This is a genomic window from Bacillus sp. hwrm1, assembly GCF_040207805.1.
Classification (GTDB): domain Bacteria; phylum Bacillota; class Bacilli; order Bacillales; family Bacillaceae; genus Bacillus; species Bacillus velezensis.
This window is the reverse complement of the sequence record NZ_CP157943.1, coordinates 912,137-931,978: the sequence shown is the minus strand read 5'-3', so window position 1 is coordinate 931,978 and position 19,842 is coordinate 912,137. Positions and strand designations below refer to the sequence as shown.

Sequence of the window (19,842 nt, the reverse complement as noted above, 5' to 3'; positions counted from 1 at the left end):
AAAAGGCTTGAGATTCCTTTTTCGTATGCTATATAAGGATAATGACCCGGCTGATCCTCCTCTGTTTTATCCAGATGAGGAAGCCGATTCATAAAATTGATATTTTTTAAAAAATAAGCAAATTTCTATTTATTTATGGTGGGTAAAATGATAAATTATGATTGGTTAGCAGATCTTTTCAGATAAGTCATAAGTCCCGAACACGGAAGAGACAGCCGCTCAAGGCGGGAAAAAGAGAGACGTCTCATCATTATTATCAGAAAGTTTTTTCGATTCTGCATCCGGTACGGGGACTCAGTCTGAATTGAACGGCACAGCCATATTTTACAGGGGGGTTATATCTTTGAAAAAACGCAAAATCGGAATGGCGATGGCGCTCATCGCGGCGGCCGGAACCATATTAAGCGCATGCGGTTCAAGTGACAAAGCAAACGGCTCCGGCAGCAAAAACTTTACCGTCGGCATGGTAACGGACATCGGCGGTGTCGATGACAAATCATTTAACCAGTCCGCCTGGGAAGGTATTCAGGCATTCGGAAAAGACAACGGGCTTACAAAAGGCAAAAGCGGTTTTGACTATCTTCAATCAAAATCAGATGCAGATTATACAACGAACTTAAATAAATTAGCGCGGGAACACTTTGACCTGATTTACGGCGTCGGGTATCTGATGCAGGATTCCATCAGCGACATCGCCGATCAGCGCAAAGACACAAATTTTGCGATCATTGACGCCGTTGTCAAAAAAGACAACGTGGCGAGCCTTACATTTAAAGAGCAGGAAGGTTCATTCCTCGTGGGAGCGGCCGCTGCGCTATCGAGCAAAACGGGAAAAGTCGGATTCGTGGGCGGAATGGAGTCTGAATTGATCAAAAAATTCGAAATCGGCTTCCGCGCGGGTGTACAAGCCGCAAATCCGAAAGCGACCGTCGAAGTGAAATATGCGGGCGGATTTGACAAAGCCGATGTCGGTAAGGCGACGGCTGAAAGCATGTACAAATCAGGCGTTGACGTCATTTATCATGCGGCCGGCGCAACGGGAACGGGCGTCTTCACAGAAGCGAAAAATCTGAAAAAAGAAGATCCGAAGCGGAACGTATGGGTTATCGGAGTTGATAAAGACCAGTACGCGGAAGGTCAAGTCAAAGGCACAAAAGACAATGTCACTCTCACATCAATGGTCAAAAAAGTGGATACAGCCGTAGAGGACTTAACGAAAAAAGCAAGTGACGGCAAATTCCCGGGCGGCAAAACATTAACATACGGTTTGGCGCAAGATGCAGTCGGCATCTCGGATCACAAGGAGAACCTTTCTGACGACGTCATCAAAGCAACAGACGATTGGAAGAAGAAAATCGCGGACGGACTCGAGATCCCTTCAACTGAAAAAGAATTGAAATCCTTCAAGGCTGAGTAAGAATCAGGGGATAAGGAGACTTCCGTGCTTATCCCCTCTCTTTTATGAAAAGAGCGGTGAAGGAAAAGCTGCATCTCTTGCAGCTTTTCTTTTGCCAAGCTCTTTCTCATCAAAGTATCTCTGAAAAGGAGCGTCAAATCGGTGGATTATATCATTGAAATGCTTAATATACGCAAGGAGTTTCCCGGAATCGTCGCCAATGATGACGTCACGCTTCAAGTAAAAAAAGGCGAAATACACGCCCTTCTCGGTGAAAACGGCGCCGGAAAATCGACACTCATGAACGTTTTATTCGGCCTGTATCAGCCGGAAAAAGGCGAGATCCGGGTGCGGGGCGAACGCGTTCACATCAACAGCCCGAACAAAGCCAACGATCTCGGCATCGGGATGGTGCACCAGCATTTTATGCTTGTGGATACCTTTACCGTCTCAGAAAATATCATTCTCGGAAAAGAGCCGAAAACTTTCGGCCGAATTGACAGACAGCGCGCCGCCCGGGACGTGCGCGATATTTCCGACCGTTACGGCCTGCACATTGATCCTGAAGCCAAAGTTGCCGATATTTCCGTCGGTATGCAGCAGCGGGCGGAAATATTAAAGACCCTCTACCGGGGCGCCGACATTCTCATTTTTGACGAGCCGACCGCGGTGCTGACTCCGCACGAAATTCAAGAATTGATTCAGATTATGAAAAATCTTGTCAATGAAGGAAAATCAATCATTCTCATCACCCACAAATTAAAAGAGATTATGGAAGTCTGCGACCGTGTCACCATCATCCGGAAAGGAAAAGGCATTACAACACTCGATGTCGCACATACGGATCAAGATGAACTGGCAAGCCTTATGGTCGGACGCGAAGTGTCATTCAAGACGGATAAACAAGCGGCCGATCCGAAACAAGAAGTGCTTTCACTTTCTGATGTAACGGTTAAAGACGCGCGCGGCGTTGAGGCGGTCAAACAGCTCTCCCTCTCAGTCAGAGCCGGTGAAATCGTCGGCATTGCGGGCGTTGACGGAAACGGCCAGTCTGAATTAATTGAAGCCATTACAGGTCTCAGAAAAACGAATGCCGGCACGATCACGTTAAACGGCAAACAGCTGCAAAACATGCCGCCCAGGAAAGTCACTGAAGCCGGCATCGGGCATATTCCGCAGGACAGGCATAAACACGGGCTCGTCCTTGATTTTCCGATCGGAGAAAATATCGTGCTGCAAAGTTATTACCAAAAGCCCTACTCTTCTTTCGGCATATTAAATAAACACACGATTTATGACAAAGCGCGAAGCCTGATTGAAGAATACGATGTCAGAACACCTGATGAATATACGCCTGCGCGCGCTCTCTCCGGAGGGAATCAGCAAAAGGCCATTATCGGCCGGGAAGTGGACAGAAATCCGGATCTTTTAATTGCGGCCCAGCCGACGCGGGGACTCGATGTCGGCGCGATTGAATTCGTCCATAAAAAGCTCATTGAGCAGCGTGACGCCGGTAAAGCGGTGCTTCTGTTATCTTTTGAACTTGATGAAATAATGAATCTCAGCGATCGCATCGCCGTCATCTTTGAAGGCAGCATCATCGCAAACGTCAATCCGCTTGAAACAAACGAGCAGGAGCTCGGACTTTTAATGGCGGGAAGTAAGCAAATGGAGGCGGGGAAAACACATGATTAATCGACTTTCTCATCTGGCTGTGCCGCTGATTGCGATCATCCTTGGATTAGCTGCGGGTGCGGTCATCATGCTCGCCAGCGGCTACAATGTCGTAAGCGGGTATTCGGCTCTTTGGAGCGGCATTTTCGGTGAAGTGTATTACATCGGGGAATCGATCCGGCAGATTACGCCATATATTTTGTCCGGATTGGCCGTGGCATTCGCATTTCGGACCGGCCTGTTTAATATCGGGGTTGAAGGACAGCTCCTTGTCGGCTGGACCGCCGCGGTGTGGGTCGGCGCTTCCTTTGACGCTCCCGCTTACATCCACCTTCCGCTTTCGTTATTGGCGGCTGCGGCTGCGGGCGGCATTTGGGGCCTGATTCCCGGATTTTTAAAAGCCCGTTTTTTTGTCCACGAAGTGATTGTCACGATCATGATGAATTATATCGCTCTTCATTTAACCAATTATCTCATTTCCGATGTCATGACGGACCACCGGGACAAAACAGACAAAATTCATGAAAGCGCGTCGCTCCGCTCGCCGTTTTTAGAACAGCTGACAGATTACTCCCGCCTTCACTGGGGCATTCTGATTGCTCTGTTTGCGGCAGTCCTCATGTGGTTTATCATTCATAAAACAAAAAGCGGATTTGAATTCCGGGCTGTCGGCTTTAACCAGCACGCCGCACAATACGCCGGAATGAGCGTCAGAAAAAATATGATGTACGCCATGATGATTTCCGGCGCCTTCGCGGGGCTTGCCGGCGCGATGGAAGGACTCGGAACCTTTCAATACGCGGCGGTTAAGGGCGCCTTTACCGGCGTCGGCTTCGACGGCATTGCAGTTGCGCTTCTCGGCGGCAGCACGGCAATCGGCGTTGTTCTGGCGGCATGTCTTCTCGGCGGCCTTAAAGTCGGGGCATTAAATATGCCGATTGAATCCGGGGTGCCTTCTGAAGTCGTTGACATCGTCATCGCCATTATTATTTTGTTTGTGGCATCAAGCTACGCCATCCGTCTCATCCTTGATAAATTGAAGAAAAAGGGGGCGAAGTAAGTGGACTTCCTGCAGATTTTATCCATTATTGTCCCGGCAACACTCGTATATGCGGCTCCGCTTATTTTAACCGCTCTCGGCGGCGTGTTTTCTGAAAGATCGGGAGTTGTCAACATCGGTCTTGAAGGACTGATGATTATCGGCGCCTTTACAAGCGTCATGTTCAACTTATTTTTCGGACGCGAGCTTGGCGCCGCCGCTCCGTGGCTCGCCTTGGCTGCGGCTATGATTGCCGGCGGACTGTTCTCACTGATCCACGCGGCCGCCGCGGTTTCTTTCCGCGCCGATCAGACGGTAACCGGTGTGGCGATCAATATGCTCGCGTTAGGAGCGACACTGTTTATCGTCAAGCTGATCTACGGAAAGGCCCAGACTGATAAAATCCCGGAGCCCTTTTACAAAACGAACATTCCCGGGTTAAGCGATATTCCGGTTTTAGGAAAGATTTTCTTTTCTGACGTATATTATACGTCGATTTTAGCCATCGTACTGGCCTTTGTTTCCTGGTTTATTTTATTCAAAACGCCGTTCGGCCTCCGCATCCGTTCTGTCGGGGAACATCCGATGGCGGCCGATACGATGGGAATCAACGTGTTCGGCATGCGCTATATCGGCGTCATGATCAGCGGGCTGTTCGGCGGGCTCGGCGGCGGTGTATATGCTTCCACGATCGCGCTTGATTTCACGCACTCCACCATTTCCGGGCAAGGCTTTATCGCTCTTGCCGCGCTGGTTTTCGGCAAATGGCATCCGATCGGCGCGCTCGGGGCTGCGCTGTTCTTCGGATTTGCGCAGAGTTTGAGCATTATCGGCTCGCTTTTGCCCCTGTTCAAAGACATTACGAATGTATACATGCTGATGGCTCCTTACATTCTGACCATTCTCGCGCTTGCCGGCTTCATCGGCCGCGCGGATGCGCCTAAAGCCAACGGCATCCCTTACATTAAAGGAAAACGCTGATTGCCACAAAAAAGAGTTCCGCACCCTGGTGCCGGAACTCTTTTCATCTATATACGATTCTGATATACTCACGCGGCTGAAACGGTGTTTGCATTGATTCAGCCGCACTCAGCTTGTCTTCTGCGTATTCCGCACCGAGAAAAAAACGCTCCCAATTATCTGCCTCCGTCTGCTGCCGCGTTTTGCAGAAATCGTCCGCTATGAATGTTCCTGCAATAATAGAACAAAATATTCCAATACAGGCCGCCGCCTTTCTCTTCATCTGACCAGCTCCTTTTTTAAAAGCTTGATCTGAAAGATAAATGTATATACAAAGATCAGGATATTTGATAAATTTATTTTAGGTTCAAAAGACCACAAAAACACAGAAAGGAATACATTATGCCGTAGCAGGGTAAAAAAAAGTGCGATATAATTTGTACTGGGTCCTATGACCGTGAATTGATTGATTCACTCTTACATAAAGCAGTTGCTTGATGAAAAAACAAGCAAAGGAGGTCTTCTGTTGCAGCTGTTACATTTCGCGATTTTGGCGCCTTTTTTATTTGCATTTATCGTTCCCTTTCTTTATAAACGGGTAAAACAAGTCCATACAGGCTGGTTTGTGCTGATAGTGCCCGTTGTGCTGTTTGTTTACTTTATCAGCAAGCTCCCTGTAACAATGGCTGGGGAAACCGTCCGGTATGCGGCCGAATGGATTCCGTCCCTCGGTATTAACTATACCGTTTATCTTGACGGACTCGGGCTGTTATTCGCTTTATTGATTACGGGCATCGGCTCTTTGGTGACGCTTTACAGTATTTTTTACTTATCGAAGGACAAAGAAAAGCTCGGCCCCTTTTATGTGTACCTGCTGATGTTTATGGGCGCGATGCTCGGCGTTGTGCTCGTCGATAACGTTATCGTGCTGTATATGTTCTGGGAGCTGACAAGCCTGTCATCCTTCTTATTAATCGGGTATTGGCATAAGCGGAAGAAATCACGCTACGGTGCGGAAAAGTCACTGCTGATTACCGTCGGCGGCGGGCTGTGCATGCTCGGCGGCTTTATCCTGCTGTATCTGATGACGGATTCTTTCAGTATCAGGGAAATGGTCAACCAGGTGCATATTATCGCAGGCCATCCGTTCTTTATTCCGGCGATGGTTCTCCTGTTATTGGGGGCTTTTACGAAATCAGCGCAGTTTCCGTTTTATATCTGGCTGCCTGATGCCATGGAGGCGCCGACTCCTGTCAGCGCCTATCTGCACTCGGCTACAATGGTGAAAGCGGGCATTTATCTGATTGCCAGATTCAGTCCGGTTTTTGCATTTTCACCCGTCTGGTTTTGGACGGTTGCCTCAGTCGGTCTGATCACGATGGTATGGGCTTCCTTTAATGCGATGAAACAAACCGATTTAAAAGCGATTCTGGCATTTTCCACAGTCAGCCAGCTCGGTATGATTGTATCGATGCTCGGCGCAGGAGCCGCCGCGCTTCATTACCAGCATTCAGAGTATTTTACTGCGGCTGTCACCGCGGCTGTGTTTCACTTAATTAACCATGCTACTTTTAAAGGAAGTTTATTTATGGCGGTCGGCATTATCGACCATGAAACGGGAACACGGGACATCCGCAGGCTCGGCGGCCTGATGGCGCTTATGCCGGTAACGTTCACCGTTTCACTGATCGGAACGTTTTCCATGGCGGGCCTCCCTCCGTTTAACGGCTTTTTAAGTAAAGAAATGTTCTTTACAAGTATGCTGCGGATTGCTCATGCAGATATTTTCAGTCTTGATACATGGGGCGTGCTGTTCCCCGTTCTCGCATGGATCGGGAGCGTCTTCACTTTCATCTACAGCATGAAGCTGTTTTTCAGAACGTTCAGCGGGGCGCGCAAACCTGATCAGCTTGAAAAGACGCCGCATGAAGCACCGCTCGGCATGCTGATTTCGCCGGTCATTCTTGCCGCTTGCGCCGTCAGTCTGTTTTTTGCACCGAACGTTTTGTCTTACAGCCTGATTGAACCGGCGATGAACTCCATTTATCCGGCTCTGTTAACCGGCGGAGATACATTCCATGTTCATATTTCCCAGTGGCACGGGGTGACGGCTGAGCTAATGATGACCCTCGGTATCATCATTGTCGGCACGATCGGTTACGTAACGCTGTCTAAATGGGAGCGTTTGTACGGTCTGTTTCCGAAAAAACTGACGCTGAACAAGCTTTACGATGCGGTGACGGGCAGTATGGAAAAAAGATCTTACCAGCTGACGTCATCTTATATGACCGGATTTTTGCGGGATTATCTGCTGTATATCTTTGCGGCGTTTATCATTCTCATCGGAGCGGCGTTCGTCATGAAAGGCGGCTTTTCCATGACAGCGAAAGGAATGGCTGAAATCGGCCTGTATGAAATCGTGCTGTCCCTCGTTATGGTGAGCGCAACGATTGCGACTGTGTTCGCCAAATCGCGGCTGACGGCCATTATCTCACTCGGTGTTGTCGGGTACACACTCGCGCTGTTTTTCGTGATTTTCAGAGCGCCCGATCTGGCGCTCACGCAGCTCGTCATTGAGACGATATCCGTTGCCTTGTTTCTTCTTTGTTTTTACCATCTGCCGAAAATGCGGCGAAAAAAGAAGACAAGAACATTCCGGATGACGAATTTTATCATTTCTCTCGGTGTCGGCGTCATCGTGACAATGCTCGGAATCGCGTCTTCCAGCGAAAAAACAAAAGACAGCATCTCCTCCTTTTTCACCGCTTACAGCCATAAGCTCGGGGGAGGAAACAATATCGTCAACGTCATCCTCGTTGATTTCAGGGGATTTGATACGATGTTTGAAATCACGGTGCTGTCGATTGCCGCACTCGGGATTTACGGCATGATCAGAACAAAAGTAAAAGAGGAGGGAGAAGAGCGTTGAGACAGCAAAACACAAACGACATCATCCTTCAGACGGCAACGAAGCTTGTATCTTTTATCATTCTGCTTTTCTCTTTCTATTTATTTTTATCGGGGCATAACGCCCCCGGCGGAGGATTTGTCGGCGGACTGATTACGTCTTCGGCCATCGTGCTGTTGCTTTTGGCCTTTGATTTAAAAACCGTCAAATCGATTTTGCCCGTCAATTTTATTTATGTGGCGGGCGCGGGTCTGCTTATCGCGATTGCAACAGGTGCAGGTTCGTTCTTATTCGGAGCACCCTTTCTCACCCATACATTCGGCCATTTTCATCTCCCGGTGCTTGGGAATACGGAGCTTGCGACGGCCACTTTGTTTGATTTAGGTGTGTATCTCGTTGTTGTCGGCGTGACGATGACCATTATTCAAACGATTGGAGAGGAAGAATAATGGAAATCTTAATGTCTTTCATTGCCGGTATTTTGTTTATGGCGGCAACCTACCTGCTGCTTTCTAAAAGTCTGCTGCGCGTGATTATCGGCACCGCGCTTTTAAGCCACGGCGTCCATTTGCTGCTCCTGACCATGGGCGGACTGAAAAAAGGCGCTCCTCCCATACTGGGCGGAAAAAGCACGTCGTTTGTCGATCCGCTGCCGCAGGCACTCATACTAACGGCGATCGTTATTTCGTTCGGCGTCACGTCCTTCCTGCTTGTGATGGCGTTTCGCGCCTATCAGGAACTGAAAACGGACGATATGGATCGAATGAGGGGAAATGATCAACATGAATAACTTTGTGATATTGCCTATTCTGGTGCCGCTGCTTGCCGCAGTGCTGCTGATTTTTATGAACAGGCACGTGATGCTGATGCGGATATTCAGCACTGCCGCTTCCTGTGTCTCCATCGTCATCAGCGCCGCTCTCGTTCAGACGGTTTTCACACACGGGATTCAGACGCTGACACTCGGCGGATGGAAAGCGCCGTACGGCATTGTGCTCGCCGCGGATCAGCTCGCCGCACTGCTTGTTTTGACAACCGCCATAATCGGGCTGCTCGTCACCCTGTACTCCTTCCGCTCCATCGGAGAAAAAAGGGAGCGCGCTTTCTATTATTCAGGGGTGCAGTTTCTTCTGGCCGGCGTAAGCGGAGCGTTTTTGACGGGTGACCTGTTCAACATGTACGTCTTTTTTGAGCTTCTGCTTATCGCGTCCTACATGCTGATCGTGCTTGGCGGAACGAAAATTCAATTAAGAGAATCATTGAAGTATATCGTGTTTAACATTGTGTCATCCGCGTTTTTTGTCATCGGCGTCGGTTACTTATATGCGGTGACGGGCACGCTGAATATGGCTGATCTAAGCGTAAAAATAAGTGAATCGGGCCAGACCGGGCTGATCACCGTCATCGGCGTCCTTCTTCTCGTCGTTTTCGGTTTAAAGGGCGGGATATTCCCGCTGTATTTCTGGATGCCGGGCTCTTATTACGCCCCGCCGGCTGCGATTTCGGCCTTATTCGGGTCTCTTTTGACGAAAGTCGGCCTGTACGCCATTTTAAGAGTATTCACCCTGATCTTTATTCACGATACGGGCTTTACCCACCAATTGATGATGTGGCTTGCGATGCTGACGGTGTTATTCGGCGTAATCGGATCTATCGCCTTTTCGGATGTCATGAAAATCGTCATCTACAATATTATTACAGCCGTCGGCGTGATTTTGTTCGGCATTGCCATGAACACGCCGGCCTCCATTCAAGGAGCGGTTTATTACTTGATTCACGATATGCTGATTAAAGGAGCGCTGTTTATGCTTGCCGGCACGCTTATCGCATTGACGGGCACTGCCAGCCTGCATAAAATGGGCGGACTGATCACCCGTTATCCCGTTTTGGGATGGATGTTCTTTATCTCAGCCATATCTTTGGCCGGCATCCCGCCGTTCAGCGGATTTGTGGGCAAGCTGAAGATCGCGGAAGGCGGGTTCGATAAGGGGGAAACTTTGTTTTCCGTATTGATTCTCTTATCAAGCCTGCTTGTGCTCTATTCCGTGCTGAAGGTTTTTACGACGGCTTTTTGGGGAGAAGAAAAAGAAATCCCCGGCGCAGGCGGACGGTCCGCAAAAGGACTTCTTTATCCGGCAGCCGCTTTTCTCCTTTTGTCGCTTCTGTTCGGGCTCGGAACCGAATGGGTTTCACCGTATGTCAATCAGACGGCTGAGAATCTGCTGAATCCGGAAAAATACATTGAAGCTGTTTTGAAGGAGTAGATGGCATGGCTTTTCAACTATTATTAAATGTTCTTCTCGCTGTTTGCTGGATGTTTCTCACAAACAGCCTCAGCGCGGCGGGTTTTATGACCGGATTTATCGCGGGCTTGGCGGCGCTGTTTTTTTTCCGGCGCTTCTTCTCGCGGCCGTTTTACATTTGGAAAATATGGTCAGTCATCAAACTGGCGCTGATCTTTATAAAGGAATTATATTTGGCCAATGTCAGCGTGCTGAAAACCGTTATATCGCCGAAACTGAACATCCGCCCGGGCATTTTCGCGTTTAAGACGGAATTGACGGAGGATTGGGAGATCACGCTGCTCTCGCTGTTAATCACTTTAACACCGGGTACGCTCGTGATGGATATCTCCGATGACCGGTCGATTCTCTATATACACGCCATGGACATTGAAGATGCGGAGAAAGCGATCCATGACATCCGCGTCTCTTTTGAGAAAGCCATTCAGGAGGTGAGCCGCTGATGTTTACGTTTATTCTGCAATTATCACTCGGCATTATGGCGGTTTCGACTCTTCTGTACGTCATTCGCGTCATAAAAGGGCCTACGATACCGGACCGGGTCGTCGCGCTTGATGGGATCGGCATTAATCTGATTGCCATGACCGCGCTTGTATCCATTCTCTTAAACACATCGGCCTTTTTGGACATCATTCTGCTGCTCGGCATTTTATCGTTTATCGGCACGATTGCCTTTGCTAAGTTTTTGGAGAAAGGAGAGATTATCGAAAATGATCGAAATCGTTAAATGGGCCGTCGCCGTTTGTATTCTGATGGGATCGCTGATCTGCCTGGTCGCGTCTTTCGGCACACTCAGGCTTCCTGATGTGTATACGCGCGCCCACGCCTCTTCAAAAGGCTCGACACTCGGCGTTAATTTGGTATTGCTCGGGGTGTTAGGCTACTTGTGGATGCTGACCGGAGAAATATCTGTAAAAATACTGCTCGGCATCATTTTTATCCTGCTGACGGCGCCGGTCGGAGCGCACCTCATATGCAGGGCCGCGTACAATTCGGGAGCGGCGCTTGATAAAAGAAGCGTACAGGATGATTACAAAGGGATCAGAAACTTTGTGATCAAACGAAAAGAAGATTCATATTTGTAAAAACAAACAGCCGGACGATTCAGGGTTCCGGCTGTTTGTTTATTTTGTTATAACAGCCAGCGTGCAGCGGGAAACACAGATCAGCCTTTCCCGTTCATCGAAAATGTTAATCTCGTACACAATGGTTGCCCTGCCTGTGTGAACGGGTTTCGCAATCGCCGTGACCGTCCCGCCCTCTTTCACGGATTTTAAATGATTGGCATTAATCTCAAGCCCGACACACGCCTGGTTCGACCGGTCGATAAAATGCTGGGCCCCGACACTTGCAACAGTCTCCGCCAGCGCTGCTGACGCGCCTCCATGCAGATATCCGAAAGGCTGCACCGTCCTCTTATCCACCGGCATCACCGCCACGCATCTCTCCGGCGTGTTTTCAGTGATTTCAATACCGAGTGCGCCGAGCAATGTATTGTTCAGATTCATAGGTCATTCTCCCTTCAAGATTTATAGTACGTTATCTGACTTGGCGATCAGCACCGCTTCAGTTCGGGAGCCGACATTCAGCTTGTTAAAAATGGATGTCAGGCTGTATTCAATCGACCGCTTGCTTAAGTGAAGCGCATCTGCGATTTCCTGATTGGTCAAACCTTTTTCGACCTCTTGGAGAATATGTCGCTCTCTCGGGGTTAACCGATCCTGCTCACTTTGAGGGGAAGAAGACGTTTTTGTTTTTTGCTGGGTCATCAGCTGTTTGAAATAGGAGAAATCAACTAAAATCTGTCCGTTGAGCACGTGATATATGTATTGCATGATTTTCTCTTTAGATTCGGTTTTGCTGATGGCGCCATGCAGGCCCGCGCGGATGGATTCTTCAAAATAATCTTCAACCTCATAGCCTGTGTAGACAATGATTTTACAGAGAGGATTCTCTTTTAAGATTTTCTTGGAAAGCTCTATGCCGCTGATGTCATCACCCAGATTTAAATCCATTAATATGAGATCGTAAGCTGAAAAATCATGCCGGAGAACGAATTGTTCACTGGCATCAGGACTGAGGCAATCGACAGAAAGATTCGTGTCCGTTTCCAGAATCGTCTTGGTGCCCTCCATGACAGCCGGATGATCATCAATCACTAGTATCTTTTTCATGGTTTCCTCCCTTTTACTCACTCATTTCCATTTTATTAAAAAGACTTGGCTTCTGCCAAGTCGATTTGGTGATAAATTGGTTACAATTCCATTTCAATATCTACTTTAAAACCGTTTCCTTCACTTGTGTCGATTTTCATCCGTCCGTCAAGCGCACGGACGCGCTCCTTAATACCCGAAAGACCCATGCTCATCGACTGCCCGCCGCCTTCTTCCTGATTGCATCCGACACCGTCGTCTTCATAATGCAGAATCACTTTATTTTGAATGCTGATCAGCATAATCAGCACCTCATTCGCCTGTGAATGCTTCATGGCGTTCGAAAGAAATTCCTGAATGATGCGGTACAAATTCAGCTGCGTATCCAAATCCAGCGCCGCCGTAAACCGGCCCGTATTCAGACGGATATGAAACGGCGCACGCTCCTGCTGCTGCGCGGCAAGCTTGGATACCGCCTTGACCAGACCCAAATCATACAGCAGCTGAGGCCGAAGCTCATGGCACGTCTCCCGGGTCATCAAAATGACATCCGACATCTGCTCATTCATCTGATGAAGCTTGTCCTGCACCTCTAACTGGCAAGGCTCCTCTTTCTTAAAATCGGCCAGAAACAGCTCACACTGGCGCTTCAAAGAAATCAAGTCCTGCAGCACTGAATCATGCAGATCACGGGCCAAATCCGAACGCTGCTTTTCCTCGATCGTAAACATCAGCTTTTTGAGCCAGACCGGGTTTGTCTCTTGTTTCTTTAAATCTTCGAGATGATTCATAAGTTCTTCGATTTTAAGCACATTCTCCATCGTAATACTGGTGTAGAATGATAAGGTTTTTAACCAAGAAATCTCATCCCAAGTTAGTTTCGGAGTATTCATAAATGATAAACACAGTACAATGTATGATTTAGTGCCCCGTTCCCCTATTTTCATTAAAAACCCTTTATCCACCTGAACTATCTTGCCAATTTCGCTTGTCGTTTCAGCTAATTGATGAGAATACGGCTCCCATAATTTTTTCTCATTATCATTAAAAAAATACCTTACATTTAAGTCTCCTTCTACCTCTAAAACACATACTTTACTAACCATCAAAACTTCAAGTAGAGTAGATTCAAGTTCAGTGAATACTTGCTTTAAGGATGAAGCTCCTTTAATTATTTGAGTAAACTTGAATATGCTGTCCTGATAATTATGTTTTTCAGAAAAACGCTTTAAACGGAAACGAAAATCTAAGATCTCTTTTGAATAAAACACAGCCAACATAATAATATATGTCAGCAAAGTTAGTTTAAACGTATAAAACTCTGAGTTTGGATCTTGTACAAGATCATAAATTGTAATAATAAGTAAAGTAGGAGTGACAGCTAAAAGACTATAATATTTCAACCGCCCAATAATAAAATCAATTTCATAGATTTTATTAGTCATAAATTGATAAACTAAAGAAAAAGGAATTAATAAAAGAAAAGGCGCAACTAAAAAAGAAGAAACATAATAGTCATTAAAAATGATGTAGGGTGCCACATACAAAAATACAAATGGTGAGAAAGCAAAAATATTAATTAAAAGAAAAGTCTTAAGAATATTTGCTTGCTCTGTTTTTTTGTACTTTATTAAACCTACAGTAATGAAAAATAGAGCTATTAAATAAAGGAGAGATATTGATACTAGATTAACTTTCCCCACTACTCCTCTTTCAAAGCAATGCCTAAAAAACTCTAGTATTATATTAATAACAGGGACTGTATATAAAGCAACAAAAACTTTCCCGTTAAAAATCTTGTATCCAAATTCTTTGATATATTGGTAAATAAACAAGAGATAATTTACCGGTACGGATATTAAAGTTATGACATTTACGTATCGGCTTATTATATCTCCTTTTGATGAACCTCCCGCACTTACATATGCTATACCAGTAGTGAGTAAAAAGATGATCAATATAAAAGCTGAAACTGAATCTTGCTCCTTATTAATTTTTAAAATAAGGATAATACAACTAAGGCATACAAAGAAAAAAATAACAGGTATTAAATAAACAAATAAGTTGTCTTCACTTAATAAACTTAAATTTTTGAGATCAACTATTTCACCAGATCTTTCAACTGTCATAGATCTTACGTTTTTCAATGTATTTTGTTTTAAATCTTTTGGTTCAACGCTCTTATTCTGATTAATTTTAATTACAATGTCACCTTTTTTAACACCAGCATAATAAGCCATTGTGTAATCTGATACTTTGGTAATCTCTATTTGATTCTTGTTATTAACATTTGCGGTGGCTCCTACAAATAAATTATTTACATTTATATAAGTTAAATAGAAAATATAAGACAAGCTGAGTAAAATTAATAAAATGGAATACGTATTTTTAGATAACTTCATATTTACCCCTGTTTCATGACGGTTTCCAATATATCTCGTCTTTTGAACTCATTGAGATTAATTGATCAAATCCAAGCAATACCCCTTTCACCTCTTCTTTATCTAAACCTATGATACTGACTTCTTCTCTTCTCAATTTTTGAACAATTTCGGGATTACGAACTAAATAATTTACTATTTCCTGCATTTTTATCCACCTTCTCATTCTCGCAAATTTTTTTAATTAAATAGTTTTTGTTCTCTAAAGTCAAATTTAAATTTTCGAGTCCATTTTTCACTTTCAAATTATATACATTAATCATAACTGACATATAATGGATAACACCAGATTCTAAGAGAAGCCGTTTTAACTCTGATTGTTGAAAGTTATTGTTTAACAATTCTGTGGATACTGTGTTGAATTTTTTCTCTAAGAACTGAATTGCCAAATTTGTCTTTTTGAAAAAGGTTTCCGTATTATTCACATACATTATCTCAAATAAATCATTTTTTAATTGAGCTGCAACCCCTATATAGAAAGCATACTGCTCCACATCTGATTGATAACGTTTAGTTGCAAGTACAGCACCCAGCATACTTGCTAAAGCTGTCAAAGCCCCTGACTTTTTCTTAATCATTTCAATGCATTGATTTTCAGTTAAAGTATTATCAACCAAATCAATGTGTTGTCCTTCCATAGCTTGAACTGTATATTTTAGAGCTGTCTTGAGTAATAACCCTTCCGGATCTCGAGATGATATCACTTGGAGAGCTATTGTATAAATTAAGGTTGCAATATTTAAAGATACAGCCTGATCCATTTTCATCCATTCTGCATTTGGACGATCTTTATCTTGTATGTCATCAAAAATATCAGCCGCTAAGATAAGCAGTTCAATCCCTGCTCCTAAATCTAGTATTTCTTCAAAATCATTCCCTCCAAAAGCCAAATAATGATCTAAAGCTAACTCAGCAAATGGAAAGTTGTTTTTTGTATCAGCAAAATTCAAAACATGTTTACTTACTTCTTTATTCACATCATTTTTTTTGAGAATATGGTTTATTGTGTCCTTTACATCTTCTGCTTCTAGAGTTAATTTCTTAGCTATATGAATCCCTCACTTTATTTTACTAAACCCTTTTGTTCAAATACAGCATGTTTATTGTTTTTTAACAATCATATAATACTTTATCCATTAATTGTATAACAAATGCACAAAAAAAAGACTTGTTTCCAAGTCTTTTTAAGAAATTTTCATTGCATATGAGAATTTATCGAGCTGATCAATGCTTTTGTTAATGTTTCGTAATGAGTCGGTTGTTTCTCTGATATCATTTTCAAGTCGGAATAATAATTGCTTTACTTCTTCTAATTTGTTTTCCACCGTTTCCACACTCCTTTTTTTGAAAGATCAATGAATTGTGTATGGTGAACGAGTCCTAGGTATTTGATCTGTTACTAATAGTGTAAACGTTTTTGCGGGATTTTTCACCGAAAAGTATGTGTAAAAGTATCTGCGTGACACCGCAAACCGTGGTAATTCCATAGTCCCGAATGGAGCATTTAGCGAACAGGACTATATAACTACCAGAAAGGCAGACGTTTAGGATGAAGCAGACCAATCTGGCGGTTCTGCTGTTTTTTTAACGGTTTTCCGACAAACCGGCAAGGACTATAGTCCCTGCCGTCGCAATTTCAAAACAGAATGGGCGAACAGCGTCGCATAACCACCGACAAACACCGAAAAGACCGCAACCCCCGCATTGTGGTCTTTTTGCATGTCATAACTCGTTATCATGCCGCCTATACTCTATAACGAATGTTTTCTCAGGAAGGAGGCCGCCGTATGCATTATGTGTATCCATGCTGTCCTGTTTTCGCCGCGCCATACCGGCATCCTGCGCCCAGTGCCCCGGTTCACGCAGATATTTTGACAGCGTCCGCAAAAGAGGCTGCGGGCATGCTGGAGGATGCGCGCCTGCTCCTTGCGCGGCTGTCGGCGTCAAAAGAGCTTGCGCGCCGCATTCTCACCGCAGCGCAATCATCTGACACCGCAGCGGTCAAGCGGCTCATTAAGCAGACCGGCATCAAAAATGACTTTGACGTGACGTATAATCCCGACGGCATCCGTGTCAGTCTGATCAGAGAGCAAAGCCGGTTTACCATCGCCCTCAGGTGGTCGGCTTAAAGCGGCTCAATCCACGATCAGCTGCCGGCACCATTCGATCGCCTGTAAGTAACATTCATACGCTTCTTCTTTGTTCAGTTCTTTTCCCCACTCGTCACAGTCCCAGTTGTTGCATTCAATGGCTTTGACGAACGCGAGCATCTTATAATAATCGTTTTCATAACCGAGCAGCGCCTGTCCGACTTCATCGATTAAAGGCAGTTCTTTGATGATATCCTCCAGCTCCCTGTGGAGAAGCGTATCGATGAGCGAAAACATGCCGATCAGCATGTAAGAAGAGGGCTGGGGCCTTCCGGTTCTTTTCGCCAGCAGTTCGCACAGTTTGGCCCTGATTAAGGAAATCTTAATGATTTCTTTTTGGCTTGAGTGGCTTTTCGCCGTTAAATCTCTGAATGAAAGAATGTAAATCAAGCGCTTAATCTCATTCAGCCCAAGCATCATGATGGCCTGCTGGATGCTGTCTATCTTTTTTTTCAGCCTTGTTTGCGATCCGTTTAAAAAACGCAGAATCTGATACGATAAGCTGACGTCCCGCTCTATGTATTCCGTCACGCGCTGTATATTGGGCTGGTCATTGTTTAATTCGCTTAAAAGCTGGTAGTAAGAATGAAAATGAAACGTCAGATCATTTCCGCTGATGACACGCGGTTCACTGAAAAAATATCCTTGAAACAGGTGAAAGCCGTCTATGGCCGCCTGTTTATAATCTTTTCTCGTCTCCACTTTCTCCGCTAAATAAATCAGACTTTTACAGCTGTACGTCTGAATGATTTTTTTGCGCTCCAGACGCGAGGATTGCAAAAAGTCGATTTTTAAAATATCAATATATTTCATCAGCTGTTCCACTAACTCTTCATTTTCCGGATTGATGGCGTAAAAATCATCAAGTGCTAATGTATATCCTAATTTCTTCAGCTGTCTGCATCTTGAGATGAGTGCCGGAGTGATCGGTATGTCCTCAAGAATTTCGATAATAAGCTGGTCAGGATCAAAGGAGGTAGGGAGATCTGAAAACATCAGGCTTTCTGTAAAATTCACAAAGCAGCGTTTCCCCTCAGTCAGCTTTTCGATTCCGATGTTGATAAAGCTGTTAATAATGAGATCCGTCGTAGCTTTATCTCCGTCAGCGGCCGAATAACGGTTCTCTTCGCTCTCCCGGTAAAGAAGTTCATAAGCAACAACCTGTTCGTTTCTGTTGAAGATAGGCTGTCTCGCAACAAACACCTTCATTCATTTACCCCCTTAGATGCGGCCTTCGAACATAAGTATATCAAATAACTTGACGAAATTTGTCTAAATGTGAAAAATATTATCACAACAAAAAGGCCTTTCCAGAGAAAGGAAAGGCCGCTTTGTCTTCTATTCAAGTTCCCGTTTCAGCTTGCTTTTGATTTCATGAATCCGCTGCATCTTGTTGCTCCAGCAGTCTTCGCTTAAATCGACCGGATATTCTTCCGGCTTGCTGATCCGTTTGTATTCCTCCCACAGAAGTTTGAGGTTATCCTGCACGTATTGCTGGATGTCGGTAATTTCGGGATTATCATAGCATAAAACGCCGTTTTCAAAGATCGGCTCATGCAGGTCTTTCGCATAGAAATCAGTGACGAATTTGCTGACGAACGTGTGGACGGGATGGAACATTTTTAAGCGTTTCTGATCATTTACCCGCTCGTCATAAAGCGCGATATAATCACCTTCCGAGTGGTGATTCAGCTTGTTGATAATCCGGTATACTCTCTTTCTTCCCGGCGTTGTCACTTTTTCAGGGTTTGACGAAATTTTAATGGTGTCGGTCAGTTTGCCGTCCTCTTCAATGGCGACAAGCTTGTAAACCGCGCCGAGAGCCGGCTGATCGTATGCGGTAATCAGCTTCGTGCCGATGCCCCACGTATCGATTTTCGCTCCTTGGGATTTCAGATTTAATATCGTGTGCTCGTCAAGATCGCTTGAAGCAATGACCTTTGCGTCTGTGAAACCCGCTTCATCAAGCATTTCACGCGCTTTTTTTGACAGGTACGCCAAGTCCCCGCTGTCCAGGCGGATGCCGATGAAGTTGATCCGGTCGCCGAATTCCTTTGCGACTTTAATCGCATTCGGCATGCCCGAACGGATCGTATCGTACGTATCTACGAGAAACACGCAGTCTTTGTGGGTCTCCGCATATTTCTTAAATGCCGTATATTCATCGCGGTACGCTTGTACGAGCGCATGAGCGTGCGTGCCGGATACCGGTATATTAAAACGCTTTCCGGCTCTTACATTACTCGTCGCGCTGAAGCCGCCGATCAAAGCCGCTCTCGCTCCCCACATGGCCGCATCCATTTCATGGGCGCGCCGCGTTCCGAATTCGAGGGCGTCTTCGTCACCGACAACGCCTTTAATGCGGGCCGCTTTCGTGGCGATTAATGTTTGGTAATTCACAATGTTAAGCAGAGCCGTCTCAATCAGCTGGGCTTCGATCAGGGGCGCTTCGACCCGCATAATCGGTTCGTTGTTAAAAACGAGCTCGCCTTCTTTCATGCTGTAAAGAGATCCGGTAAAAGAAAGATCCCGTAAATACTCAATGAAATCATCAGCATAGTGCAATTCCGTTTTTAAATAATTCAGATCGCTGTCGGTAAATTTGAAGTTCTCCAAGTATTCGATTGCTTTTTCTAAGCCCGCAAATACCGCATAGCCGTTTTCAAAGGGAAGCTTTCTGAAAAAAAGCTCAAAAATCGCTTTTTTCTCATGAATGCCGTCTCTCCAGTACGTTTCGGCCATATTAATTTGATAAAGATCTGTATGTAAAGACAAACTGTCGTCTTTAAAACCATGCTCCACCAAAATTGTTTTCCCC

General features: G+C 45.4%; 21 protein-coding genes. 12 read left to right on the top strand and 9 right to left on the bottom strand.

Annotated features, from left to right (window positions below):
- Nucleotides 1-343 precede the first annotated feature (343 nt).
- From ABK447_RS04775 to nupQ, 4 genes are all read left to right on the top strand, one after another.
- A complete protein-coding gene (locus ABK447_RS04775) occupies nt 344-1,417 on the top strand; it encodes a BMP family protein (protein ID WP_094032820.1) in 1,074 nt (357 codons plus the stop codon).
- A 141-nt stretch (nt 1,418-1,558) separates the two neighbouring features.
- Nucleotides 1,559-3,091, top strand: a complete 1,533-nt coding sequence (locus tag ABK447_RS04770) for an ABC transporter ATP-binding protein (RefSeq protein WP_014418755.1) — start codon at nt 1,559-1,561, stop codon at nt 3,089-3,091.
- The gene (locus ABK447_RS04765) at nt 3,084-4,130 is read left to right on the top strand and encodes an ABC transporter permease (protein WP_012118308.1); all 1,047 of its coding nucleotides are present in this window, start codon (nt 3,084-3,086) and stop codon (nt 4,128-4,130) included. The genes ABK447_RS04770 and ABK447_RS04765 overlap by 8 nt, the downstream gene beginning before the upstream one ends.
- A complete protein-coding gene (nupQ, locus tag ABK447_RS04760; protein WP_100001584.1) occupies nt 4,131-5,090 on the top strand; it encodes a guanosine ABC transporter permease NupQ in 960 nt (319 codons plus the stop codon).
- Nucleotides 5,091-5,133: 43 nt separating this feature from the next.
- Here nupQ and ABK447_RS04755 read toward each other — a convergent pair whose 3' ends face one another.
- The gene (locus ABK447_RS04755) at nt 5,134-5,352 is read right to left on the bottom strand and encodes a hypothetical protein (RefSeq protein WP_007408668.1); all 219 of its coding nucleotides are present in this window, start codon (nt 5,350-5,352) and stop codon (nt 5,134-5,136) included.
- A gap of 243 nt (nt 5,353-5,595) precedes the next feature.
- Here ABK447_RS04755 and ABK447_RS04750 point away from each other — a divergent pair, with 243 nt between their 5' ends.
- Genes ABK447_RS04750 through mnhG form a run of 7 tightly spaced genes read left to right on the top strand, consistent with a single transcriptional unit; the run spans nt 5,596 to nt 11,365 of the window.
- Nucleotides 5,596-7,998, top strand: coding sequence for a Na+/H+ antiporter subunit A (locus tag ABK447_RS04750; RefSeq protein ID WP_100001586.1), 2,403 nt, complete (start codon nt 5,596-5,598; stop codon nt 7,996-7,998).
- Nucleotides 7,995-8,426: a Na(+)/H(+) antiporter subunit B gene (locus ABK447_RS04745; protein WP_007408670.1), complete on the top strand. Its 432-nt coding sequence runs from the start codon at nt 7,995-7,997 to the stop codon at nt 8,424-8,426. Before ABK447_RS04750 ends, ABK447_RS04745 begins: the two co-directional genes overlap by 4 nt.
- A complete protein-coding gene (locus ABK447_RS04740) occupies nt 8,426-8,767 on the top strand; it encodes a Na(+)/H(+) antiporter subunit C (RefSeq protein WP_015418102.1) in 342 nt (113 codons plus the stop codon). The genes ABK447_RS04745 and ABK447_RS04740 overlap by 1 nt, the downstream gene beginning before the upstream one ends.
- Nucleotides 8,760-10,241, top strand: coding sequence for a Na+/H+ antiporter subunit D (locus ABK447_RS04735; RefSeq protein WP_007408671.1), 1,482 nt, complete (start codon nt 8,760-8,762; stop codon nt 10,239-10,241). Before ABK447_RS04740 ends, ABK447_RS04735 begins: the two co-directional genes overlap by 8 nt.
- Nucleotides 10,242-10,246: 5 nt before the next feature.
- Nucleotides 10,247-10,723 (top strand): Na+/H+ antiporter subunit E, encoded by a 477-nt coding sequence (locus ABK447_RS04730; protein ID WP_007408672.1) that lies wholly within the window; start codon nt 10,247-10,249, stop codon nt 10,721-10,723.
- Nucleotides 10,723-11,007, top strand: a complete 285-nt coding sequence (locus ABK447_RS04725; RefSeq protein WP_012118311.1) for a Na(+)/H(+) antiporter subunit F1 — start codon at nt 10,723-10,725, stop codon at nt 11,005-11,007. The genes ABK447_RS04730 and ABK447_RS04725 overlap by 1 nt, the downstream gene beginning before the upstream one ends.
- A complete protein-coding gene (mnhG, locus tag ABK447_RS04720; RefSeq protein WP_003152056.1) occupies nt 10,991-11,365 on the top strand; it encodes a monovalent cation/H(+) antiporter subunit G in 375 nt (124 codons plus the stop codon). The genes ABK447_RS04725 and mnhG overlap by 17 nt, the downstream gene beginning before the upstream one ends.
- 39 nt (nt 11,366-11,404) lie before the next feature.
- On the opposite strand, the gene ABK447_RS04715 is transcribed toward mnhG, so the two are convergent.
- The 6 genes from ABK447_RS04715 to degQ form a co-directional block, all read right to left on the bottom strand.
- Nucleotides 11,405-11,788: a hotdog fold thioesterase gene (locus ABK447_RS04715; protein WP_012118312.1), complete on the bottom strand. Its 384-nt coding sequence runs from the start codon at nt 11,786-11,788 to the stop codon at nt 11,405-11,407.
- A 21-nt stretch (nt 11,789-11,809) separates the two neighbouring features.
- A complete protein-coding gene (locus ABK447_RS04710; protein WP_003152052.1) occupies nt 11,810-12,454 on the bottom strand; it encodes a response regulator transcription factor in 645 nt (214 codons plus the stop codon).
- A gap of 80 nt (nt 12,455-12,534) precedes the next feature.
- Nucleotides 12,535-14,835 carry a histidine kinase gene (locus ABK447_RS04705; RefSeq protein WP_124935036.1) on the bottom strand — a complete coding sequence of 767 codons (2,301 nt, stop codon included), beginning with the start codon at nt 14,833-14,835 and terminating at the stop codon, nt 12,535-12,537.
- Between the two features lie 13 nt (nt 14,836-14,848).
- On the bottom strand, nt 14,849-15,022 hold the full coding sequence (comX, locus tag ABK447_RS04700) for a competence pheromone ComX (protein ID WP_012118314.1): 174 nt from the start codon (nt 15,020-15,022) through the stop codon (nt 14,849-14,851).
- Complete coding sequence (locus ABK447_RS04695) at nt 14,991-15,851, bottom strand: polyprenyl synthetase family protein (RefSeq protein ID WP_157774448.1); 861 nt, start codon at nt 15,849-15,851, stop codon at nt 14,991-14,993. The genes comX and ABK447_RS04695 overlap by 32 nt, the downstream gene beginning before the upstream one ends.
- A gap of 207 nt (nt 15,852-16,058) precedes the next feature.
- The gene (degQ, locus tag ABK447_RS04690) at nt 16,059-16,199 is read right to left on the bottom strand and encodes a degradation enzyme regulation protein DegQ (RefSeq protein ID WP_003152043.1); all 141 of its coding nucleotides are present in this window, start codon (nt 16,197-16,199) and stop codon (nt 16,059-16,061) included.
- A gap of 462 nt (nt 16,200-16,661) precedes the next feature.
- Here degQ and ABK447_RS04685 point away from each other — a divergent pair, with 462 nt between their 5' ends.
- Nucleotides 16,662-17,003: a hypothetical protein gene (locus tag ABK447_RS04685; protein WP_007408677.1), complete on the top strand. Its 342-nt coding sequence runs from the start codon at nt 16,662-16,664 to the stop codon at nt 17,001-17,003.
- 6 nt (nt 17,004-17,009) lie between these two features.
- Here the strand turns inward: ABK447_RS04685 and ABK447_RS04680 are convergent, their stop codons facing one another.
- Nucleotides 17,010-18,233 (bottom strand): EAL and HDOD domain-containing protein, encoded by a 1,224-nt coding sequence (locus tag ABK447_RS04680; RefSeq protein ID WP_007408678.1) that lies wholly within the window; start codon nt 18,231-18,233, stop codon nt 17,010-17,012.
- 129 nt (nt 18,234-18,362) lie between these two features.
- Nucleotides 18,363-19,829: a nicotinate phosphoribosyltransferase gene (locus ABK447_RS04675; protein WP_015418109.1), complete on the bottom strand. Its 1,467-nt coding sequence runs from the start codon at nt 19,827-19,829 to the stop codon at nt 18,363-18,365.
- Between the last annotated feature and the right edge of the window lie 13 nt (nt 19,830-19,842).